Annotated in this window: 18 protein-coding genes; 7 read left to right on the top strand and 11 right to left on the bottom strand. The window is 71.4% G+C overall.

Annotated features, from left to right (window positions below):
• Positions 1–104 precede the first annotated feature (104 nt).
• From QRX50_RS40545 to QRX50_RS40535, 3 genes are all read right to left on the bottom strand, one after another.
• Entirely contained in the window at positions 105–1,727 is a 1,623-nt protein-coding gene (locus tag QRX50_RS40545) for a M4 family metallopeptidase (protein ID WP_285968375.1), read from the bottom strand.
• A gap of 214 nt (positions 1,728–1,941) precedes the next feature.
• Positions 1,942–2,964 (bottom strand): serine hydrolase domain-containing protein, encoded by a 1,023-nt coding sequence (locus QRX50_RS40540; RefSeq protein ID WP_285968374.1) that lies wholly within the window; start codon positions 2,962–2,964, stop codon positions 1,942–1,944.
• Entirely contained in the window at positions 2,954–3,757 is an 804-nt protein-coding gene (locus QRX50_RS40535) for an IclR family transcriptional regulator (protein WP_285968373.1), read from the bottom strand. The genes QRX50_RS40540 and QRX50_RS40535 overlap by 11 nt, the downstream gene beginning before the upstream one ends.
• Positions 3,758–3,839: 82 nt before the next feature.
• On the opposite strand from QRX50_RS40535, the gene QRX50_RS40530 reads away from it, so the two are divergent.
• Genes QRX50_RS40530 through QRX50_RS40510 form a run of 5 tightly spaced genes read left to right on the top strand, consistent with a single transcriptional unit; the run spans position 3,840 to position 8,830 of the window.
• On the top strand, positions 3,840–5,387 hold the full coding sequence (locus QRX50_RS40530) for an ABC transporter substrate-binding protein (protein ID WP_285968372.1): 1,548 nt from the start codon (positions 3,840–3,842) through the stop codon (positions 5,385–5,387).
• Positions 5,384–6,358: an ABC transporter permease gene (locus tag QRX50_RS40525; RefSeq protein ID WP_285968371.1), complete on the top strand. Its 975-nt coding sequence runs from the start codon at positions 5,384–5,386 to the stop codon at positions 6,356–6,358. Before QRX50_RS40530 ends, QRX50_RS40525 begins: the two co-directional genes overlap by 4 nt.
• Positions 6,355–7,245 carry an ABC transporter permease gene (locus QRX50_RS40520; protein WP_285968370.1) on the top strand — a complete coding sequence of 297 codons (891 nt, stop codon included), beginning with the start codon at positions 6,355–6,357 and terminating at the stop codon, positions 7,243–7,245. Before QRX50_RS40525 ends, QRX50_RS40520 begins: the two co-directional genes overlap by 4 nt.
• Complete coding sequence (locus QRX50_RS40515) at positions 7,242–8,033, top strand: ATP-binding cassette domain-containing protein (protein WP_285968369.1); 792 nt, start codon at positions 7,242–7,244, stop codon at positions 8,031–8,033. Before QRX50_RS40520 ends, QRX50_RS40515 begins: the two co-directional genes overlap by 4 nt.
• Positions 8,030–8,830 carry an ATP-binding cassette domain-containing protein gene (locus QRX50_RS40510; RefSeq protein WP_285968368.1) on the top strand — a complete coding sequence of 267 codons (801 nt, stop codon included), beginning with the start codon at positions 8,030–8,032 and terminating at the stop codon, positions 8,828–8,830. Before QRX50_RS40515 ends, QRX50_RS40510 begins: the two co-directional genes overlap by 4 nt.
• 16 nt (positions 8,831–8,846) lie before the next feature.
• Here the strand turns inward: QRX50_RS40510 and QRX50_RS40505 are convergent, their stop codons facing one another.
• Positions 8,847–9,809: an ROK family protein gene (locus QRX50_RS40505; protein WP_285968367.1), complete on the bottom strand. Its 963-nt coding sequence runs from the start codon at positions 9,807–9,809 to the stop codon at positions 8,847–8,849.
• A gap of 41 nt (positions 9,810–9,850) precedes the next feature.
• Between QRX50_RS40505 and QRX50_RS40500 the strand changes: the two genes are divergently transcribed.
• Positions 9,851–10,609 carry a creatininase family protein gene (locus QRX50_RS40500; RefSeq protein ID WP_285968366.1) on the top strand — a complete coding sequence of 253 codons (759 nt, stop codon included), beginning with the start codon at positions 9,851–9,853 and terminating at the stop codon, positions 10,607–10,609.
• A complete protein-coding gene (locus QRX50_RS40495; RefSeq protein ID WP_285968365.1) occupies positions 10,606–11,733 on the top strand; it encodes a mandelate racemase/muconate lactonizing enzyme family protein in 1,128 nt (375 codons plus the stop codon). The genes QRX50_RS40500 and QRX50_RS40495 overlap by 4 nt, the downstream gene beginning before the upstream one ends.
• Here QRX50_RS40495 and QRX50_RS40490 read toward each other — a convergent pair.
• The 7 genes from QRX50_RS40490 to QRX50_RS40460 form a co-directional block, all read right to left on the bottom strand.
• Positions 11,723–12,307 carry a TetR/AcrR family transcriptional regulator gene (locus tag QRX50_RS40490; protein ID WP_285968364.1) on the bottom strand — a complete coding sequence of 195 codons (585 nt, stop codon included), beginning with the start codon at positions 12,305–12,307 and terminating at the stop codon, positions 11,723–11,725. The two genes, QRX50_RS40495 and QRX50_RS40490, sit on opposite strands and share 11 nt — an antisense overlap.
• Positions 12,308–12,604, bottom strand: a complete 297-nt coding sequence (locus QRX50_RS40485; RefSeq protein ID WP_285968363.1) for a putative quinol monooxygenase — start codon at positions 12,602–12,604, stop codon at positions 12,308–12,310.
• Between the two features lie 12 nt (positions 12,605–12,616).
• A complete protein-coding gene (locus QRX50_RS40480; RefSeq protein ID WP_285968362.1) occupies positions 12,617–13,513 on the bottom strand; it encodes a sulfurtransferase in 897 nt (298 codons plus the stop codon).
• Positions 13,514–13,603: 90 nt separating this feature from the next.
• On the bottom strand, positions 13,604–14,680 hold the full coding sequence (locus QRX50_RS40475) for a glycoside hydrolase family 64 protein (protein WP_434533186.1): 1,077 nt from the start codon (positions 14,678–14,680) through the stop codon (positions 13,604–13,606).
• 173 nt (positions 14,681–14,853) lie between these two features.
• Positions 14,854–15,372 carry a lytic polysaccharide monooxygenase auxiliary activity family 9 protein gene (locus tag QRX50_RS40470; protein WP_285968360.1) on the bottom strand — a complete coding sequence of 173 codons (519 nt, stop codon included), beginning with the start codon at positions 15,370–15,372 and terminating at the stop codon, positions 14,854–14,856.
• A gap of 204 nt (positions 15,373–15,576) precedes the next feature.
• Positions 15,577–19,416 carry an ABC transporter ATP-binding protein gene (locus tag QRX50_RS40465; protein WP_285968359.1) on the bottom strand — a complete coding sequence of 1,280 codons (3,840 nt, stop codon included), beginning with the start codon at positions 19,414–19,416 and terminating at the stop codon, positions 15,577–15,579.
• On the bottom strand, positions 19,413–19,862 hold the full coding sequence (locus tag QRX50_RS40460; RefSeq protein ID WP_285968358.1) for a MarR family winged helix-turn-helix transcriptional regulator: 450 nt from the start codon (positions 19,860–19,862) through the stop codon (positions 19,413–19,415). Before QRX50_RS40460 ends, QRX50_RS40465 begins: the two co-directional genes overlap by 4 nt.
• Positions 19,863–19,997 lie beyond the last annotated feature (135 nt).

Here is a 19,997-nt window from a genome sequence, read left to right as displayed (position 1 = left end):
CGCGTTCGCATCGCGAAGGCTGGCAAGTTCGCGACACACACGCGAAAAGCCGCTGCCGGCACCCGCACAAGCGAGCGCCGGCAGCGGCCGGGAAGCGGAACCCCTTACGGAGCCAGATTGAGCTGCGTGGCCTTCACCGCGTTGGCGACCTGTGTGCAGTCGGCCGTGGTGGTGCCGGCGACGCCGGTGCGGGCGTTGGTGGTGCAGGCGGAGTTCAGGGCCGTGCCGAGGTCCTTGAAGGTGGACGTGGGGCGCAGCAGGTTCTCGACCTTCCACCACAGCGCGATGGCCTTGTCCTCGCCGATGCCGCGGACGGTCTGGCCGTTGAAGGTGTCGCCGTCGGTGATGAGGTAGTCCGTCTTGTCGACGACGCCGGCGTCGATGTGGGGGTCGCCGTTGGCGCCGACCCAGAACTGGCCGTTGACGCGGTCGGGGCTGGGGCCCTCGCCCGAGTTGGGCGGGTTCTTCATGTCCCGGACCTGCCCGATGGACGAGCCCGCGCCCATCAGCCAGCGGTTCTCGCCCTGCACGTTGGCGTCGCCGGACTTGATGGCGATGAACTGGCCCATCACGTCGGACATGCCCTCGTTGAGCGCGCCCGCGTAGCCGTTGCCGAGCTGCGAGGTGTGCTGGGTGACACCGTGGGTGAGCTCGTGGCCGGTGATGTCCATTGTGGTCACGCCCTCGCCGAAGGCCATCTGCTCGCCTTCCCAGAAGGCGTTGGCCCACGGGCACTGCGTGTGGCGGCGACCGTCCGATTCGGTCTCGACCTCGCACATGCGCACGGTGCCGCGCAGGGCCTTGCCCTTGCCGTCGTGGTAGTCGGCGCCGATGTTGGCCGTGAGGTCGTACGAGGCGAACTGGGAGTAGAAGTCCTGTGCCTTGCCGAAGAAGTCGTAGACGCTGTTGACGTCCGCTGTCGCGACCGCGGCCTGGCCCTCGCCGCGGGTCACGCCGAACGCGGTGCCGACGCCGCAGCGCAGGTCGGCCAGCGTGGCGATGTCGAGGTCCACGACCTTGCGCTTCGCGTCGCACACCACGCGGTTGGTGGCGGCCTCCGACTCACCCCACACCTGCAGGACGTTGCCGGTGTCGGCGCCGACGACGACGGTCCACTTGTCCTCGGGGTCCACGCCGTTGACGGGCACGAAGTAGGTCGGCACGGCGGTGGCGCTCGCGCCGTCGCCGCCCAGGCTCGCGTCGTACCAGTACGCGGTTTCCGCGCCGGTCTTCAGTACGCCGGCGTCCTTCTGCGCCACGGCGGCGTGGGCGGCCTCGGCCGCGCGGTCCTGGGCGCCCTTCGCGTCGGCCGGGAACGAGCCCTGCGTGCGCTGCGTGGTCTTGCCGAGCGCGGCCATGAGCGCGCCGCTGCCGTCGAGGTCCTGCACGATCTGCGCGCCGTACACCGGTACCCCGCCGACGTTCTGCTGCAGACGCGCGACGCTGCCGCCCGGAAGGGACTGCACGCTGGTGAGCGTGAGGTCGCCGACGGCGAGACCGAACTGCCGGGCCAGGTCCGCGGTGTGCGACTGCGCGGCCGCGGCGGCGTTCCCGGCGAGGCCGCGGGCGGCGATCGGGGCCGCGGGCTGGACGGCGATGACGCGGCCGAGGGAGTCGGTGCTCACCTGGGTCTGCTGGGGCGACGCGCTCGCGGCGCCACCGGCGGCCACAAGGATCGACGAAGCCGTCACTGCTGTCGCCAGCACGGCCAGCCGTTTCGAAGACATACGGTCTACCTTCCGCACAGAGGGCCAACCCGAGTGGCCCGTGCGAGAAGTCTCGGATTCCGGTCCGAAACTCAGAAGCGCCGAAAGTAGGGAGTGGATCGTGGTCCAGCCGTTGGATGGAAAAGCCTCAAAACGGACACGGTAGCGCGGATGTCGTTTTACCCCAACGACTTCCGGCCCGGCGGCGAAATCGGCCGACGTCCAGGATGTGGGATCAGAGCATCGCGGCCGACGCGTGGAATTCGCGCCGCACCGTTTCGATCCCCGGTGTGGACCGCGACGGATGCACCCGGTTGGTCAGCAGCAAGTAGAAACGGCGACGCTCCGGCTCGATCCACAGGCTGGTCCCGGTGAAGCCGGTGTGGCCGTAGGCGGCGGGTTCCAGGGCGGTGCCGACGGGCGAGCCCGGCACGTCGAGGCCCTGCCACGCGAGTCCGCGGCGCAATGCGAGACCTTCGGTGTGACAGGCGATCATCTCCGCGTGCGACGCGGGTTTGAGCAACGCCTGCGCCCCGCCGGCCAGCGCCTGGCCGAGACGTTCGACATCACCGAGGGTGGCGAACAGCCCGGCGTGCCCGCAGACTCCGCCCAGCACCACCGCGTTCTCATCGTGCACCTGTCCACACACGACCCGGCCACGCCACGGGCAGTCCTCAGTGGCCACCGCATCGGCCGGCAAACCCTGGCCAGGACCGAAACCGGTGGCCGTGAGCCCCAAGGGCTGCGTCACGAGCTCCGCCACGAGCCGGTCGAGCGGCGCGCCACCCGCGGCCTCGGCGATCAGCCCGAGCAGGATGAACCCCTGCGACGAGTACTCGACCCGGGCGCCGGGCGTGGCACGCAGCGGCCCGGTCCGGATCGCCTCCAGTAGCGATTCCCGCGTCGGATGCTCGCGATAGAGCGGAGTTCCGCCCGGCAATCCGGAGGTGTGCGCGAGCAGCTGCCGCACGGTGATCCCGGCCTTGTCGCCGCCCGCATACGCCGGCAGGTACCGGGGGAGCGGCTCGTCGAGGTCGAGCAGCCCCCGCTCGGCCAGCGCCACCACCACGATCCCGGCAATCGGCTTCGTCACCGACGCGAGATCCCACCGGCTCTCCTCGGTCGCCGCCGGACCGCCGTGCCAGCGCGTGCCGAGCACCCCGCGGTCGAGCACGCCGTCAGCGGTTCCGACCGACCACGCCGCGGCCGAGAACAATCCGGTCGTGGAAGAAAGAAGCTCCCGCAGCTCAGTCCTCATCGGACACCGCCTGCAAACCGACCGGCCCCAGCTTCGCCGAAATCCGGTTCGCCGCCTCGGCCACGAGCGGGCCGAGCGCCGCAAACGCTTCCGGCTGCAGCGTGAACGTCAGCCCTGACACGCTGACCGCGCCGGCGACCGCCCCGTCGGCATCCACCACGGGCGCGGCCACGCAGCGCACGTGCGCCTCGTACTGCTCGTCGTCCACCACATACCCGAGACTGTCCACAGTGGCCAGCGAAGCGCGGATCGCGGCCGGATCGGTCAGCGTCTTCGGCGTCCACGCCTTCACCGGCCCGGAGAGCATCGCGGTGACCTCGGCCTCCGGCAGCCGCGACAGGATCGCCCGCCCGACGCCCGTGCAGTACAGCGGCACCTCGCCGCCCGGCCGGGTGTTCAGCCGGTACGCCTGCTCCGGCTCGAGCTTCTCCACGTAGACCGCCCGGTCGCCGTGGCGCACTGCGTAGTGCACTGTGTGCCCGGTCCTCCGCCGCAGGTCCGCGAGCACGGGCCGGGTGGCCCGGGTGGCGCGGCTGCCCGCGAGCACGGCGGCCGAAAGTCCGAGCAGCCGCGGCCCGACGTCGTACTGGCCACCGCCCGTCGCGGTCGCGAAACCGGCGTCCGCGAAGGTCTGCAGCATCCGGTGCGCGGTGGGTTTCGGCAGGTCACAGGCCTTCGCGAGATCGGCGAGCCGGTGCGGCCCACCCGGCAGCGCGAGTGTCGCCAGCACTTCCAGCGCCTTGTCCACCGCGCCGCGGGGACTGTTCGCCGAGTCGTTGACAGCCTTGGTCACGGCGCCTACCTTAGCGCAATCGCATTCCATCTGACGGAACGGTCTTTCACTTCACGAAACGATCGAAAGGAGCCGGCACCCCGTGGCCTCTTCGCGTCCCCGCCTGTCCCGCCGCGACGCCCTCCGGCTCGGCGGCCTGGCAGTGCCCGCACTCGCCTTGCCGGGATTGCTCACCGCGTGCGGCAGCGCCGCCGGCACTCCCGGCACCGTGCTGCGCGTGGCCCAGACCTCGGACCCGAAAACCCTGGATCCCCAGAAACAGGGCGACCTGACCTCCATGAACGTGCTGATCAACCTGTTCGACACCCTCACCACGCGAGGTCCGGACAACCAGCTGAAACCGGGGCTGGCCCTGTCGTGGTCCTCGCCCGACCCGCTGACCTGGCGTTTCAAGCTCCGGCCCGGCGTGAAGTTCCACAACGGCGAGCCGTGTGACGCCCAGGCCGTGGCCTTCGGCATCAACCGGCTGCTCGACCCCGCCACGAAGTCACCGATCGTCGAGCTGCGCTACGTGAAGCAGGCCGTGGTCGTCGATCCGCTCACGGTCTACCTGCGCTGCAGCCAGTCGGACCCGATCATCCCCGCGAAGGTGTCGCTGTTCGGCGGCGTCGCTGTGCCGCCGAAGTACCTGAAACAGGTCGGTTCGGCGGGCTTCGCAAAGCACCCGGTGGGCACCGGGCCGTTCACCTTCGAGGAGTTCCAGCGCGATCACCAGATGCGGATGCGCGCGAACCCCGCCTACTGGGGCGGCAAACCGGCCTACGACGAGCTCGTGTTCCTGCCGATGCCCGACCCGTCGTCCGCGCTCGCCTCCCTGCAGAGCGACGAGGTGGACATCGTCGCCGGCCTGACCCCGGACGCGGCGCTGCAGATCCAGGGGTACCCGGGCGTCGAGATCCGCCACTTCCCGGGCATCCGCACCTCGTACCTCTCACTCGACACCACGCAAGGCCCGCTGCGTGACGTGCGGGTGCGCCAGGCGCTCAACCACGCCGTCGACGTGCCACTGCTGATCAAGGCGGTGCTCGACGGCAAGGCGCGTGAGGTGCCGACGATGTTCCCGCGCGAGTCGTTCGGCTTCGACCCGTCGATCGCGCCGTACACGCGTGACCTCGGTGAGGCCAAGCGCCTGCTCGCCGCGGCCGGTTTCCCGGACGGGTTCGACACCTCCCTCACCGCGCAGACGGCCGACTCGAACATCGCCGAGGCGATTTCCGGTCTGCTGGCCAAGGCCGGGGTGCGGGCGCGGGTGGACCTCGTCGACACCGGCACCTACACGAGCCGGCTGACGTCGAACAACCGCGGCGCGCTCGGCCCGATGTACCTCGCCGCCAGCACCGGCTGGACGCTCGACGCCGAGAGCCTCGTGCAGTCCAATGTGCGCCACGACCGGCGCCAGAGCCGCTGGCACAACCCCGAAGCCGACCGGCTCGTCGACGCCGAGGAGCTCTCCCTCGCCCCCGCCGACCGGCAGAAGGCGTTCACGTCCTTGCAGTTACTTCTCAAGCAGGAGGCGCCGTTCGTGTTCCTCTATCAGATCGACAACGTCTACGCGGTCAACACGCGCCCGAGCTGGCAGCCGGGTGTCGTCGGCGTGCTCGACATGGCCTCGGCGACGGTGACCTCGTGACGGCGCCGGTGACGACCGCCGTCCGGCCGCCCGCGCGAGCCGGCGCCGGGGTGCTGCGGGTGGTCGTGACGAAGGTGCTCACGGCGATCGTCGTGCTGTTTTTCGTGGCCACGGCGGCGTTCCTGCTCGTGCGGCTCTCGGGTGACCCCGTGAAGCTGATCCTGCCGCCCGACGCCACCGCGGCGCAGGAGGCGACGCTGCGGGCGAGCCTGGGGCTCGACCGGCCGCTCATCACGCAGTACCTCGACTACCTCGCCGGCCTGCCGCGGCTTCAGCTCGGGAACTCGCTCGTCTACGACCAGCCGGTGACCGACGTCCTGTTCTCCCGCGTCCCGGCGACGCTGGAGCTGGCCGGCTCCGCGCTGCTCGTGGCGCTGGCGCTCGCCGTGCCGGCGGGGACCTACGCGGCGATGCGGCGCGGTCGTGCCGGCGACTCCGGCGTGATGGCCGGTGTCCTGGTCGGACAGTCCACTCCGGCCTTCTGGGTCGGGATCCTGCTCATCCTGATCTTCGCCGTGCAGTTGAAGATCCTGCCCGCCTCGGGTTACGGCGGCATCGAGCACCTGATCCTGCCCGCGATCACGCTCGCCCTGTACTCGGTGGCGGTGATCGCGCGGCTGCTGCGCTCGTCGCTGATCGACGTGCTGGGCTCGGACTTCATCCGCACCGCGAAAGCCAAGGGTCTCGGCACCGGCGGGATCGTGCTCGGCCACGGCATGCGCAACGCCGCGCTGCCGGTGGTCACGGTCATCGGCCTCGAGGTCGGCTCGCTGCTGGGCGGCGCGATCCTCACCGAGCAGGTGTTCTCGTGGCCCGGCCTCGGCCGGCTCACGGTCGAGGCGATCCAGAACCGCGACTTCCCGCTCGTGCAGGCCGCGGTGCTGTTCTTCGCCGCCACGTTCGTGATCGTGAACCTGCTGGTGGACCTGTCCTACACGATTCTCGACCCGAGGGTGCGGGTGACCTCATGACCGCCATCACCGCTGTCGCCACCGCTCGATCCGCCCGGCCGAGCGCCGTGCGCGCGATGCTGCGCAACCGGCTGGGCGCCGTCGCCGTGACCGTGCTCGTGCTGATGGTGCTGGTCGCGGTGTTCGCGCCGCTGATCGCGCCGTACGACCCGGGCGCGCAGGACCTGCTGGTGCGCCTGCACCCGCCGGCGTGGGAGTCGGGCGGCGACGCGAGTCACCTGCTCGGCACCGACCAGCTCGGGCGCGACATCCTTTCGCGGCTTTGTTACGGGGCCCGGATCTCGCTGCTGGTGGGCGCGTGCGCGGCGCTGCTCGCCGGGATCGTCGGCGCGACGATCGGGCTGGTGGCCGGGTTCCTCGGCGGCTGGTTCGACCGGATCCTCATGCGCCTGGCCGACATCCAGCTCGCGTTCCCGCCGATCCTGCTCGCGCTCGCCATCGTCGGGTTCCTCGGCTCCGGGCTGTGGTACGTGGTGCTGGTGCTCGGCTTCACGGGCTGGGTCTCCTACGCCCGCGTGATCCGCTCCGAGGTGCTTTCCTTGCGCACCAGGGAGTTCGTCACGGAGGCGCGGGCGATCGGCGTCACGGACCTCGCGATCATGCGCCGCCACCTGCTGCCCAACGTGATGGCGCCGCTCGCCACCATCGGCACGCTGCACGTGGCCGCCGCGATCGTGGCCGAGGCGTCGCTGAGCTACCTGGGCCTCGGCGTGCCGAAGCAGACCGTGACGTGGGGCGGCATGCTCAGCGACGGCCAGCTGTACCTGGGCACGTCGTGGTGGGTGGCCGTGTTCCCCGGCATCGCGCTGATGCTCACCGCGCTGGCCGTCAACATCACCGGCGACGTCCTGCGCGACGTCGCGGACCCGAAGGCGTACCGCTCATGAGCCTCGTGGAGATCAAGGACCTGCGGGTCGAGTTCCGGCTCGACACCGGCACGGTGACGGCCGTCGACGGCGTGAGCTTCGCCGTGGACGAGGGCGAGACGCTGGCGGTCGTGGGGGAGTCGGGCAGCGGCAAGACCGCCACGGCCCTGTCGTTGCTGCGGCTCAACCCCGAGCCACCGTGCGTCTACGAGGGCGAGGTGCTGCTCGACGGCCGCGATGTGCTGCGACTGTCCGAAAAGGACCTCCGGCGCATTCGGGGCAACGACGTCGCCATGGTCTTCCAGGACCCGATGACGAGCCTCAACCCGGTCAAGCGGGTGGGCGCGCAGGTCGCGGAAGTCGTGCGGCGCCACGCTGGGGCCTCCCGCGCGCAGGCCGCGGCTGCCGCCGTCGAAGCGTTGCGGGAAGCCGGCATTCCCGACGCGGAACGGCGGGCGGCCCAGTACCCACACCAGCTGTCCGGTGGGCTGCGCCAGCGCGTGATGATCGCGATGGCGCTCGTCGGCCGGCCGCGGGTGCTGGTGGCCGACGAGCCGACGACCGCGCTCGACGTGACCGTGCAGGCGCAGATCCTCGAGCTGCTCGTGGAGCTGCAGCGCCGGCACGGCATGGCGATCGTGCTCATCACCCACGACCTGGGCGTGGTTGCCGAGGTCGCCGACCGGGTCGTGGTGATGCGCTCGGGCCGGGTCGTCGAGACCGGCGCCGTGCTGCCGGTGTTCGAGACACCGCAAGAGGAGTACACGCGCGAGCTGCTGCGCGCCACACCGAAGCTGGAGCGGGTATGACGAACCTGGTCGAGATCCGGGGCCTGCGCAAGGACTACGGCGCCGTGGCCGCCGTGGACGACGTCGACCTCGACGTGGTCTCCGGCGAGACGCTCGCCGTGGTCGGCGAATCGGGCTCCGGCAAGACGACGCTGACGCGGCTCCTGTTGCGGCTGGCCGAACCGACGGCGGGCATCGTCCGCTTCGACGGCGCCGACCTGGCGATGCTGCCGGCGGCCCGGCTGCGCAAGGTGCGCCGCCAGATGCAGGTGGTGCTGCAGGATCCGTACTCCAGCATGAACCCGCGCCTGCGTGTCACCGAGATCGTGGGCGAACCGCTGGTCACGCACGAGCGCGGCCTGCGCGGCCGCCGTGGCCGCCCGCGGTTGCGGGCGCGGGTCGGGGAGCTGCTCGACGCCGTCGGCCTCGCGCCGGAGGTGCAGGACCGCTACCCGCACGAGTTCTCCGGCGGGCAACGGCAGCGCATCTCCATCGCCCGCGCACTCGCCCTCGAACCTCGGCTGGTCGTGCTGGACGAGCCGACGAGCGCCCTCGACGTCTCCGTGCAGGCGCAGGTCCTCGACCTGCTCGCCGAACTGCAGTCGAGGCTGCAGCTGACGTACGTGTTCGTGTCGCACAACCTGGCCGTGGTGCAGCAGATCGCCGACCGGGTGGCGGTGATGCGCGCGGGGAAGATCGTGGAGCTCGCGTCGAAACGGCAGCTGTTCGCGGCGCCGGAGCACGACTACACGCGGACCTTGCTCGACGCGGTGCCGGACCCGGATCCGCGGCGGGCCAGGCGACGGGCCGTGTCGTGAGGTGGCTGACGTGAGCTCAGTGCCGCGACAGCACCAGGCCCGCGCCGCCGAGCAGCACGATGTCGTCGGCCGGGCCGGTGTTGACCAGCACCTGCGGGGGTTCCGAGCCGGTGGCCCACGACGAGTCCTCGCGCAGCCGGTGCTCAATGCGAGCGCGAAACGCTTCGCCGCCTTCGGACGCTTCGCCGTGCAGGATGAAGAGGCCCGGAGCGAACAGCTGCTGGATGTTGACCAGGCCCAGGGCGATGTTGCCCGCGTACTCGTCGAGCAGCGGGTCACCGGCCAGCTCGCGGACGCTGCGAGCGGCCAGGCCGCGCCGCTCGGCCTCGGCGCGCAGCCACGACGTGGTCGCGACGGTTTTCCAGCAGCCGCGCGCGCCGCAGGTGCAGGGCAGGCCGCTGGCGGCCACCGTCATGTGCGCGCCGCTACGGCCACCCGGCGGGGCGAGCACCTCACCGTCGTAGAGGATGCCGACGCCGAGCACCTCGCCGGTCGACACGGACGCGAACGTCGTGCGGCCGCGGCCCGGGCCGAACCAGCGGTCGCCGAGCACCTGCACGCGGGCGCGGTGCTCCACGTGCACCGGGACACCCACGAGCCGGGTCACGACGTCGGCCACCGGGTAGCCGTGCAGCGCGGGCACCTCGTTGACCTCGATGATCACGCCAGCCGGCGCGTCGACCAGGCCCGCGGCGGCGATCCCGACGCCGGCCGGCGGGCTGGGGAACCGCACCGCCGAGGCGAGCGCGGCGTCGATCTCGCCGGGGTCGGCCGTGCCGTGCGGGTACGTCGCCTCGGCCTGCCAGAGCACCGTGCCCGACAGGTCGAGCAAGGCGGCGCGTACGCGTCCGGGCACCAGTTCGACCGCGCCCAGCACCGGCGCAGTGTTCTGGGCCGGCGCAGCGCTGTGCACCGGCGCGGAGGGCTCGGCGGCCGGGGCCGGGACCAGCCGCAGTGCTGGCCGTTCGCCGGAACTCATGCGGTCACGATGCCACGCCCGGCCCGACGAGGGGAGCCCACATGCCCGAACTGACGCGGATGACCTGGCGGGAGGTGCGCGCGGCCGCGCCGTCGGCCATCGCGGTCCTGCCGATCGGCTCGCAGGAGCAGCACGCGGGCCACCTGCCGATGGGCACAGACACGATGCTCGCCGAGGCCGTGGTCGACGGCGCGCTCACCCGCCTCGGTGGCGATCCGGAGGTCGTGCGGCTGCCCGCGCTGCCGTTCGGCCACAGCCCGCACCACCTGTTCGCCGCGGCCGTGTCGCTCTCGGCCGCCACGCTGCAGGCCGTGCTCGCCGACGTGCTCGATTCGCTCGTGCGCAGCGGGTTCCGGCGCGTGTTCGTGGTCAACGGCCACGGCGGCAACGACGAGATCATGCGCCTGGCCGTAAAGCAGTACGCGCTGCAGGCCGACGTCGCGCTCGCCGCGTGCTCGTACTGGTCGCTCGGCGAAGCCGCTTCGCCCGGCCACGCCGGGCTGTTCGAGACGTCGCTGATGCTCGCCGCGAAGCCGGATCTCGTGCGCGAACCCGCGCCGCGCCCGGACGTGACACCGCCGCCGTTGTTCGACCGGCCGCCCTACCCGGGGCTGACGGTCGAGCGCCACGGCGAATGGGCCCGCGTCGGCGGCTCCACCGACGACGCCACGGCCGCGACCGCCGAACGGGGCACCGACCTGCTCGACCGGCGGGTGGCGGCACTCGCCGCCGCGATCCGCGCTTTCCACAACGCCACCGCGGCCACCGGAGAACACGCACACACCGAAGGGGAGGCATGAAGATCACCGACGTCGACGTGCAGGTCGTGAACCTGCCGTTGACCAACCCGTTCACCAGCTCGTTCGAGACCAAGACGGGGGAGACCCGCACGGTCGTGCGCCTGCGCACCGATACCGGCGTGGAGGGCTGGGGCGAGACGATGTGGGGCCGGCCGGTCGCCGAGCTCACGCGCCAGCTCGGCGCGGAGCTGGTGGGCCAGAGCCCGTTCGCGCTGGAGGCGTTCCACCGGCGCCACCACATGGTGCCCTTCTTCCACGGCTACCTGGGCTACGCGGCGCTGGCGGCTCTGGACGTCGCGTGCTGGGACGTGATGGGCAAGGCCACCGGTCAGCGCGTGACCGATCTGCTCGGTGGTCCGGTGCGCGAGGAGGTGCCGATCACCGCGCTGGTGACCCGCGCCGACGCGCCCGGCGCGCAGGGCCTCGAGCTGGCGCAGGGGATCGCCGAGCACGCGGCGAAGGTTGTGGCCGAGGGCGGCTTCACGGCCGTGAAGCTCAAGGGCACCACCGACGTCTTCGGTGACGTCAAGATCATGCGGGAGCTGCGGCGGGCACTGCCGGAGGTCCAGCTGCGTGTGGACCCGAACGCCGCGTGGTCCGTGCCCGACTCGATCCGCGCGGGGCTGGCGCTGGAGGAGCTCGACCTGGAGTACCTCGAAGACCCGTGCGTGGGCATCGAGGGCATGAGCCAGGTGCGCGCGAAGGTGCGGATCCCGTTGTGCACCAACATGTGCGTGGTGCGGTTCGAGGAGTTCGCCCCGGCGGTGCGCCTCGGCGCGGTGGACGTGATCCACGGCGACGTCTACAAGTGGGGCGGCATCGCTGCGACGAAGGCGCTCGCCGCGCACTGTGAGACGTTCGGCCTCGGCATGAACCTGCACAGCGGCGGCGAGCTCGGCATCGCGACGGCCGCGCACCTCGCCGTGGTCGCCAGCACGCCGGTGCTCTCGCGCGCGATCGACAGCATGTACTACCTGCACGTCGACGACATCGTCCAGCCGCTGCACCTGGAGGCCGGCCGCCTGCGCGTGCCGACCGGCCCCGGCCTCGGCGTGGAGGTCGACGAGGACAAGCTCGCCTTCTACACGGCGAAGAACGCCGCCGAAGGCGACCTCACCGGCTGACGCGCGCGAGCACGTCGTCGAGGGAACCCGCCAGGGCTTCGGGCGAGCCGTGCAGGTGGGACAGCGTGGTGCCACCCTGCTGGGCGGTGAGCAGCGTCAGGGCGAGGTGCTCCGCGGAGACGTCCGCGGGGATCTCGCCCGCCGCCTGGGCGCGGCGGACGAGCGTGGTGAGGGCGTCCTGCCAGCGGTCGAAGAGGCGCGCGAGGGTGGTGCGCAGCTCGGTGTCGTCGTCGACCTGGCCGACGAAGGCGCCGAGCGGGCAGTTGCCGTAACCGCTCTCGTCGGCCGCGGCGAGCACCTCGTCGCGCCAGCGGCGCAGGTCGGTGCACTCCTCGTCGGACAGCGACGGTTGCGCGGCCAGCACGCGCTCCAACTGGTGCTCCAGCACAGCGACGGCGAGCTCCTGCTTGCCGCCGAAGTAGTGGTACAGCTGGGATTTGCCGGTGCCGCTCTCGGCGAGCACGTCCTCCAGCGGCGTGCCGCCGATGCCGCGCTCGTGCATCAGGCGCGCGGCCGTGGTCACGATCTTCTCGCGCGTGCGGCGGCCGCGGCTCGTGGTCGGTTCGGGGCGCATCTACGCGGGATAGGTCTCGTAGTGGCGGGTGTCGAGCGTCGCGGGGTCGAACTTGCCCGCGATCGAGCCGATCCACTGCTGGAAGAGCGGACCGGCGCGGAAACCCTGCTCGTGCGCCTCGACCGACGTCCAGTCCACCGCCACGGTGAAGCGGCCGGGTTCCTCCACACAGCGGCTGACCGTCGCGGACAGGCAGTCCGGGTGCTCACGCAGGTAGGGCACACCCGAGGCGATGGCCCGGCCCAGCTCGTCCTCACCGCCGGGCAGCGCGGTGAGGGTGGCGACTTCGGTGACCATGGTTTGCCTCCCTCAGGCGGTTTCGACGGGCAGGTCGGCGCGGGCGCTCCACTCATTCCAGGAGCCGTCGTAGTTGCTCCCAGGCGGGAAGCCGGCGATGGCGAGTCCGAAGAGGACGGTCGAGGCCGCGACGCCGCCATTGCAGTAGGCCACGACCGGCCGGCCGGGGTCGAGCTCGGCGGCGGTGAAGAGGTCCTTCAGCTCGGCTGCCGAGCGCCAGGTTCCGGTGGTGAGGTCCACGAGGTCTTCGCGCGGCACATTCACGGCGCCGGGGATGTGCCCGGGCCGGTTGCCGGGGCGGGCGATCTCGCCGGTGTACTGCCCGGGATCGCGGGCGTCGACGAGCTGGATCTCCGGCTTGTCCAGCGCGGCCAGCACGTCCTCGGCCGTGGCCCGCAGTTCGGGTCGGGTACGCGGGGTGAACACCGCGCACGGGTGCTCCGGCACAGCCGTGTCTACCGGCCGGTTTTCCTGCTGCCACTTCGTGAAACCGCCGTCGAGCACGACCACGCGGTGGTGGCCGTAGTAGTGCAGTGCCCACCACAGGCGTGTGGCGAACGTCGACGCCGGGTGCGTGTCGTAGGCCACCACGAGGTGCTCGTCACCGATCCCGGCCCGCGCCATGGCGTCGGCGAACTGCCGCTCGGTCGCCACCTGCACGGGCACGGAGTCGTCCGGGTCGACGATGTCGCGGGTCCAGTCGAGGAACACCGCGCCGGGCACGTGACCGGCGGCGTACTCGTCGGCCGAGCTCTCGTAGCCGAGGCCGGCCGGCCGCGGTGACGAGGTCCCGGCGCCCTGGCCGGGCAGCGGCGGCACGGAGCCGCGGATGTCGACGACCCGGATGTCCGGATCGTGCCGGTGTGCGGCCAGCCACTCGGTGGTGACCAGGAAATCGGTACGTGGCATCGGCTCGGGCCCGTCCCTCCGGCGGGGCCGGTGCCCGCCTACAGTCTGTACCATACAGTACATTTTCGCCGGGCGGACTTTTCGGGAAGGTCAGCGCAGCGCGTTGATCGTGATGGTGAGCGTGTCCGGATCGCCCGCCTGCACGGCGCCGCTGAAGTCGGGGCCGGGGGAGACGTCGTCGTACGGGAAGGCGTAGCCGCGGTTGTCCGGCAGGCGGCTGTGGACGATGCGGGCGTAGTGGTTGGTCTCGGCGGCGGTGTAGAACTTCGCCGGGTTCTCGTCGTCCGGCTGGTTCGGGTTGTCCAGCAGTGTCGTGCGGTTCAGCGCGGCCGCCAGCCTCGGGACGATCGCCTTGCGCGCGGCGCTGTCGCCGTCCTTCAGCGCGAAGGGACCGCTGTTGCAGCTCCAGACGTCGGCGGTGACCGGTTTGGCGAAGCGCTCGCCGTTGGTGAAGGCCAGCAGGCCGTCGCTGCCGACGCGACCGGTGAACTTGCCCAGGCCCGGGATCTGCGAGTCGACGGTGAGGTCGGAGCCCGAGTACTTCTGCCAGACGGAGTCGATGTACCCGTCGAGGTAACCCGTGAAGCGGTCGGCGCGGTGTTGCGCGGACAACGCGCGCAGCGGACGGCCGTCGGAACCGGCGTCCACGAGCTCGGCCCACGCGCCGCCCTGGGCCCTGAGCGCGTCGCAGATCGGGTCGAGCGACGCGGCGGGGAGCCCGGGCACGGTCTGGTCGCCCGAACCCGTCGTCTTCAGGTGCAGGCCCATCGGGATCGCGACGAAGTCGACGTAGCTGATGTTGGCGAACAGCACCGCGTCGTTGAAGGTGAACTCGCAGAACGACCAGTTCCGGCCGTGGTTCGGGTCCGCGGTGTTCACGAAGCTCGGGTGCACCAGTGCGGGGCCGGGGTTGACGAAGAAGTCGAGCTTCGCGTCGGTCACCACGTAGATCCGCGCGCCCGCCATCTTCGGCACGCTCAGCTGCGGCAGTGACTTCACCGGGATGGCGCAGTCCTCGGCGAGCGGTGTCTGGTCCGCCGAGGGCGAGGGCGGGTTGTACGGCGTGCCGTCGGCCTTGAGGATCACGACCTTGCCGTCCGGCGCGATGCCCGTGACGTACGCGTAGGTTTCGCCGGCGCCGGAGCGGTCGTCGAACGCGACCTTCACCGTGTCGGGTGTCGCGGCGGAGGCGATTCCGCAGCCCCACCAAGGAAACGTGGCTGCCGCGGCGGACGCGCCGAGAAAAGCTCGCCGGGAAATCAAGGAAACCGACTCCTGGGGTTCGAAGGGTGGTACGGATCGCCTGCGCCCGCCCTCTCGTCAGGTACAGGCGATCCCGCTCAGCCGACCTGGAGGTCGATGCAGGAGTAGAACGCGTTGGCCGTGTCCGCGATGTTCCACACGGCGAGCACGGTCTGGCGGCCGGTGTGGCCGCTCAGATCCACCTGGTGCGTCACGGTTTCCGGCGGCTGGTGGTTGTGGCCGTCGAAGCTCGCAACCTTCTCGTCGCCGATGAAGTACTCGTAGCTCGCGGTGCTGTGGCGCGCGGTGAAGGTCCACGTGAACGTGACCGTCTTGCCGACCGAAGCGGCCTGCCACGGCTTGGAGTTGTCGTTGAGCTCGGCGAACTGCGCGAGCCCGCCGTTGCAGCTGTGCAGGCCCTTCGGCCCCTCCACGCTCTGCGGTTCGTACTTGATCTCACCGCAGTCGAGCACGCCCTGCGCGCACTGCGCCTGCCGGCTGGCGGGGGAGTTGGCGTACCCGTGGGCGCTCGCGATGCCGGCGGGGCTGACCAGGACGAGCACCGGCGCGAGCGCGGCGCCCGCGAGTCCGGCGAGGATCTTCCGGTTCGCTTTCATGCCAGCTCCTTCGGGGAATGCTCGCTTCCCGGCCGCGGGGACGGCGAAAGGGCGCACTGGCGTGCCGCCGGGGAGGTGCGCGAGCGAAGGGTGATGTCTGTGGTCTAGACCATAACCCCGAAGGACGTCCTTGGTCAACAACTGGCAAAGAGATGCCGAAAGTTGGTAAGTGGCCAACCGAAGATCGGCCGGAAGTCTCGAAACCTACGAACGCTGCCCCGACAGGAGCTCGAACGCCTCCCACATCCCGGCGTAGCGCCCGCCGCGGGCGAGGAGCTCGTCGTGGCTGCCGGCCTCGGCGATGCGGCCGCGGTCGAGCACCACGATGCGGTCGGCCGACTGCGCGGTCTGCAGCCGGTGGGCGATCACGATGGTCGTGCGCCCGGCCGAGAGCGTCCGCATGGCTTCGGCGACGTGGGCTTCGGCCGCGAGGTCGAGGTTCGACGTCGCCTCGTCGAGCAGCAGGATCACCGGGTCCACGAGCTGCGCGCGGGCGAGCGCGAGGAGCTGGCGCTGCCCGGCGGAGAGTGACCGGCCGCGTTCGGCGATCTCGTGCAGGTAGCCGCCGGGCAGCGTGGCCACGAATTCGTGCGCCCCGACGGCCCGCGCGGCCGCCTCCACCTCGGCGTCGGTGGCGTCGGCCCGGCCGTAGGCGATGTTGTCGCGCACGGTGCCGGTGAACAGGAACGCCTCCTGCGGCACGTACCCGAGCGCGCGGCGGTAGGCGGCGAGGTCGAGCGAGCGCAGGTCGTGGCCGTCGACGCGGACGCTGCCGGTGTCGGGGTCGTAGAAGCGCGCGAGCAGCTTGACCAGCGTCGACTTGCCCGCGCCCGTCTCGCCGACCAGCGCCACGGTCTCGCCGGCCGCGATCGTCAGGTCGACTTCGCGCAGCGCCTCCGGCGGCATCGTGACGGCCTGCGAGCCCGCGACCAGCCGCGGGTCGGCGGGGCCGCGGCGCTCACCCGCGCCCAGCGCCGGCGCCGACGGGTACGCGAAGCGCACGCCGTCGAACGTGATCTCGCCGCGCAGCCGGCCGGGGTCGATCGCCTGGACAGCCGGCGGGGTGAGGGTCTCCAGCCGCATCAGGTCGGAGATCCGGCTCACCGACACGCGGGTCTGCAGCCACGAGTCGAACACCTGCGACAGCTGCTGGATGGGGGAGAAGAACAGGTCGATGTAAAGGATGAACGCGATCAGCGCACCCGGTGTGAGCTGCCCCGAGTAGATCATCCCGGCACCGACGCCGAGCACGATCGCGTCGGCGCCCGCCGAAAGGAACTGCACGAACGGGAAGTACGTGGCGGCCAGCCGCTGCGCGGAGTAGCGCGAATCGAGGTAGTCGCGCCCGAGGCGGCGGAACCGGCGGATCGTCTCGTCCTCGTGCGCGAACGCCTGCGACTCGCGCACGCCCGAAAGGCTCTCCTGGAAGTCGGCGTTCACGATCGCCACGCGGTCGCGGGCCACGTCGTACAGCTTCGCGGCGCGCCGGCGGAAGATCACCGTGCCGATGGCCAGCGGCACCACCACCGACAGCGTGCACAGGCCCAGCAGCGGGTCGACCACGACCAGCGTCACGCCGACCCCGGCGAACGTCACGAACGCGACCAGCGCCGAGAGCAGCCCGTTCTGGATCAGCGACTCGAACTGGTCGACGTCGGTGGTCATCCGGGTCATGATCCGGCCGGCCATCTCGCGCTCGTAGTAGTCGAGCGAAAGCCGTTGCAGCTGCGCCCAGATCCGGATCCGCAGCGACAGCATCACGCGCTGCGCGGTCCGGCCGGTCACGAACGTCTGCGCCACCTCGTCGAGGAACGCGATCAGCGTGATCAGCAGGAACAGCCCGGCGGCGCCGAAGAGCACGGCCTGCGAGCCCTGCAGCACACCGTCGTCGATGCCGCTCTTCACGAAGACCGGCCCGATGACCGAGGCGACCGCGTCGATCACCACGAGCAGCAGCCCGAACAGCAGCGGACGGCGGAACTCGCGCAGCAGCGTGCGCAGGGAAAATGAGCGGTGCTGGCGGGCTTCCGCGGTGAGGTCGACCTTCGCGAAGTCCCGCACGGGTTTCAGCTCGTCGACGCGCGCGAGCAACTGCGGGGTCGGCGGGAGCGCGGCGCGCCAGCCGCTGCCGCCGGCCGAGCCGCCGAGCCCGGCGCCGATGCCCGCGGCTCCGGTGGCACGGGTGGTGAAACGCCGGCCGTTTCCGTTCTGCCCGTTTCCGTTGTGCCCGTTGCGTTCCCCACGCCAAGCCGACGCGGTGGTCCCCGCCACGGTGAGGGCTTCGATGCGGTCACCGACCCGCTCGGCGGCTTCCTCCTCGAGCCCGGTGAGCAACGTGCGGTAGAGGGCGCTGCGTTCGACCAGTTCCTCGTGGGTGCCCTGGTCGGCGACCACGCCGCCGTCAAGCACCACCACGCGGTCGGCCAGGTGCAGCGTCGAGCGGCGGTGGGCGACGAGCAGCGTGGTGCGCCCGGCCAGCACCGTGCGCAGCGACGCGTTGATCGACTCCTCGGTGTTGGCGTCGACGGCGCTGGTGGCGTCGTCGAGCACGAGCACCCGCGGATCGGTGAGGATCGCGCGGGCCAAGGCCACGCGCTGGCGCTGCCCGCCCGAGAGCGAGAGCCCGCGCTCGCCGACCACGGTCTCGTAGCCCTGGGGCAGCGCGCGGATGAAGGTGTCGGCCTCGGCGACCTCGGCGGCGGCGAGGATCTCCTCGTCGGCGGCGCCCGGTCTGCCGTAGGCGATGTTGGCGCGGATGGTGTCGGAGAACAGGAAACTCTCCTCGAACACCACGCCGACCTGCGAGCGCAGGGAGCGCAGCCGCACCGTGCGCAGGTCGTGCCCGTCGAGCAGCACGGTGCCGGATTCCGGGTCGTGGAAGCGGGAGACGAGCGTGGTGGCGGTGGTCTTGCCGCTGCCGCTCGGGCCGATCAGCGCCACGCGCTCGCCGGCGGCGATGTGCAGGTCGAAGCCTCGCAACACGGGAGCGTCGGGCGAGTATCCGAAGTGGACGTTCTCGAACCTGAGCTCTCCCTTGGCCGTCGGCAGGTCCACGGCGTCGGGGGCGTCGGCGATGGCGGGCGCCAGGTCGATCAGCTGGAAGATCCGCTCGACGCCGGCGCGGGCCTGCTGGCTGATCGCGAGCACGCCGGCGAGCTGGCGCGCGGGGGCCATCAGCTGGCCGACGTAGGTGGAGAAGGCGAGGAACGTGCCGAGGCTGAGCCCGTGATGCAGCGCGAGCCAGCCGCCGAGCACGAGGATCGCGACCTGTCCGAGCGCGGGGATCGCCTGCAGCAGCGGCTGGTAACGCGACTGCAGCCGCACGGCCCGCAGCTGCATGCCGTAGAGGTCGCCCGCGGTGTCGGCCAGGCGGCCCAGCTCCCGGCCTTCCTGGCCGAACGCCTTGACCACGCGCACGCCGTTGACGTCCTCGTCGACGATCTGCACCACGTCGCCCTCGCGTTGCTGAGCGGCCCAGGTGGCGGGGAAGATCCGCCGGCGCATCCGGTAGGACACCACGAGCAGCAGCGGCACCACGACCAGGCTCACGAGCGCGAGCAGCGGCGACAGGACCAGCATCACGCCGAGCGAGAGCAGGACCAGCAGGATGTTGCCGCTCATGATGGGCAGCAGGCTGAGCAGGCCCTGCACGAGCGCGGAGTCGGACGTCGCGCGGGACACGAGCTGGCCCGTGGGCATGCGGTCGAGGTTGGCGAAGTCCATGCGCTGCAGGTGGGCCTGGATGTCGTTGCGCAGGTCGTACTGCACGGCCAGCGCGACCCGGCCGCCGTGGTAGCGCCGCTGGTAGGCGAACACGAACGCGGCCGCGGCGAGCACGAGCAGCGCGATCAGCCACGGCCACAGCGACGCCGAGCGGCTGAGGATCACCCCGTCCACGATCTGGCGTTCCAGCAGCGGCACCACGGTCTGGCAGGCGCTGCCGAGCACGGCGGCGCCGAAGGCGATCAGTAGCTCGCGGCGGTGGCGCAGCACGTATCCGCCGAGGCGGCGCAACCAGCGGGACTTCTCTTCGGGTTCGCTCACCGGTTCCCGGCCAGCCCCTCCGCCATGACCTCGTCGATCGCGTCACCGAGCCGGCCGAGCGATTGGAGCACCAAGTCGCCGTCGGGCGTGCGGGCGACCAGCGCGAGGAGCCCCTTGATCATCTCGGCCTCGGTGGTGGCGAGCAGCCGTTCGCCTTCCGAGGTCAGGGAAAGCGCCGTGGCGCGGTGGTCGGCGTCGACATCGCCGCGGACCAGAAGGCCGCGTTTCGTGAGCGCGTCGACCGCGGCGCTGATCGCCGGACGGCCGAGCGCGAGCCGCCGGGCCACGCGGGAGGCGCGCTCGTCGCCCGAGGCGATGGCGGACAGCACGCGGTAGTGGGCGAGGTTCAGCTCTCCCGACGAGCGCTCGAGCAGCCGCGAGACGCGGGCCAGGGCGCGCACGGCGCTTGTCGCGGTCTGCTCGCGGGATTCTCCGGGGGACGGCATGATCCGACTGTAACCCCTGTTTGTTCGATCGTCGAACTAGTGGTCTCGGCGGACCGAACAGGATTCGGTAGCCTGGGGTCGACCGGACTGGGTCGACAACGGAGTTCTCTGCTCGTCGTCGCTGCGGGCAGAACG

The organism is Amycolatopsis sp. 2-15, assembly GCF_030285625.1.
Taxonomy (GTDB): Bacteria; Actinomycetota; Actinomycetes; order Mycobacteriales; family Pseudonocardiaceae; genus Amycolatopsis; species Amycolatopsis carbonis.
This window is presented reverse-complemented; position numbering and strand designations above follow the sequence as displayed.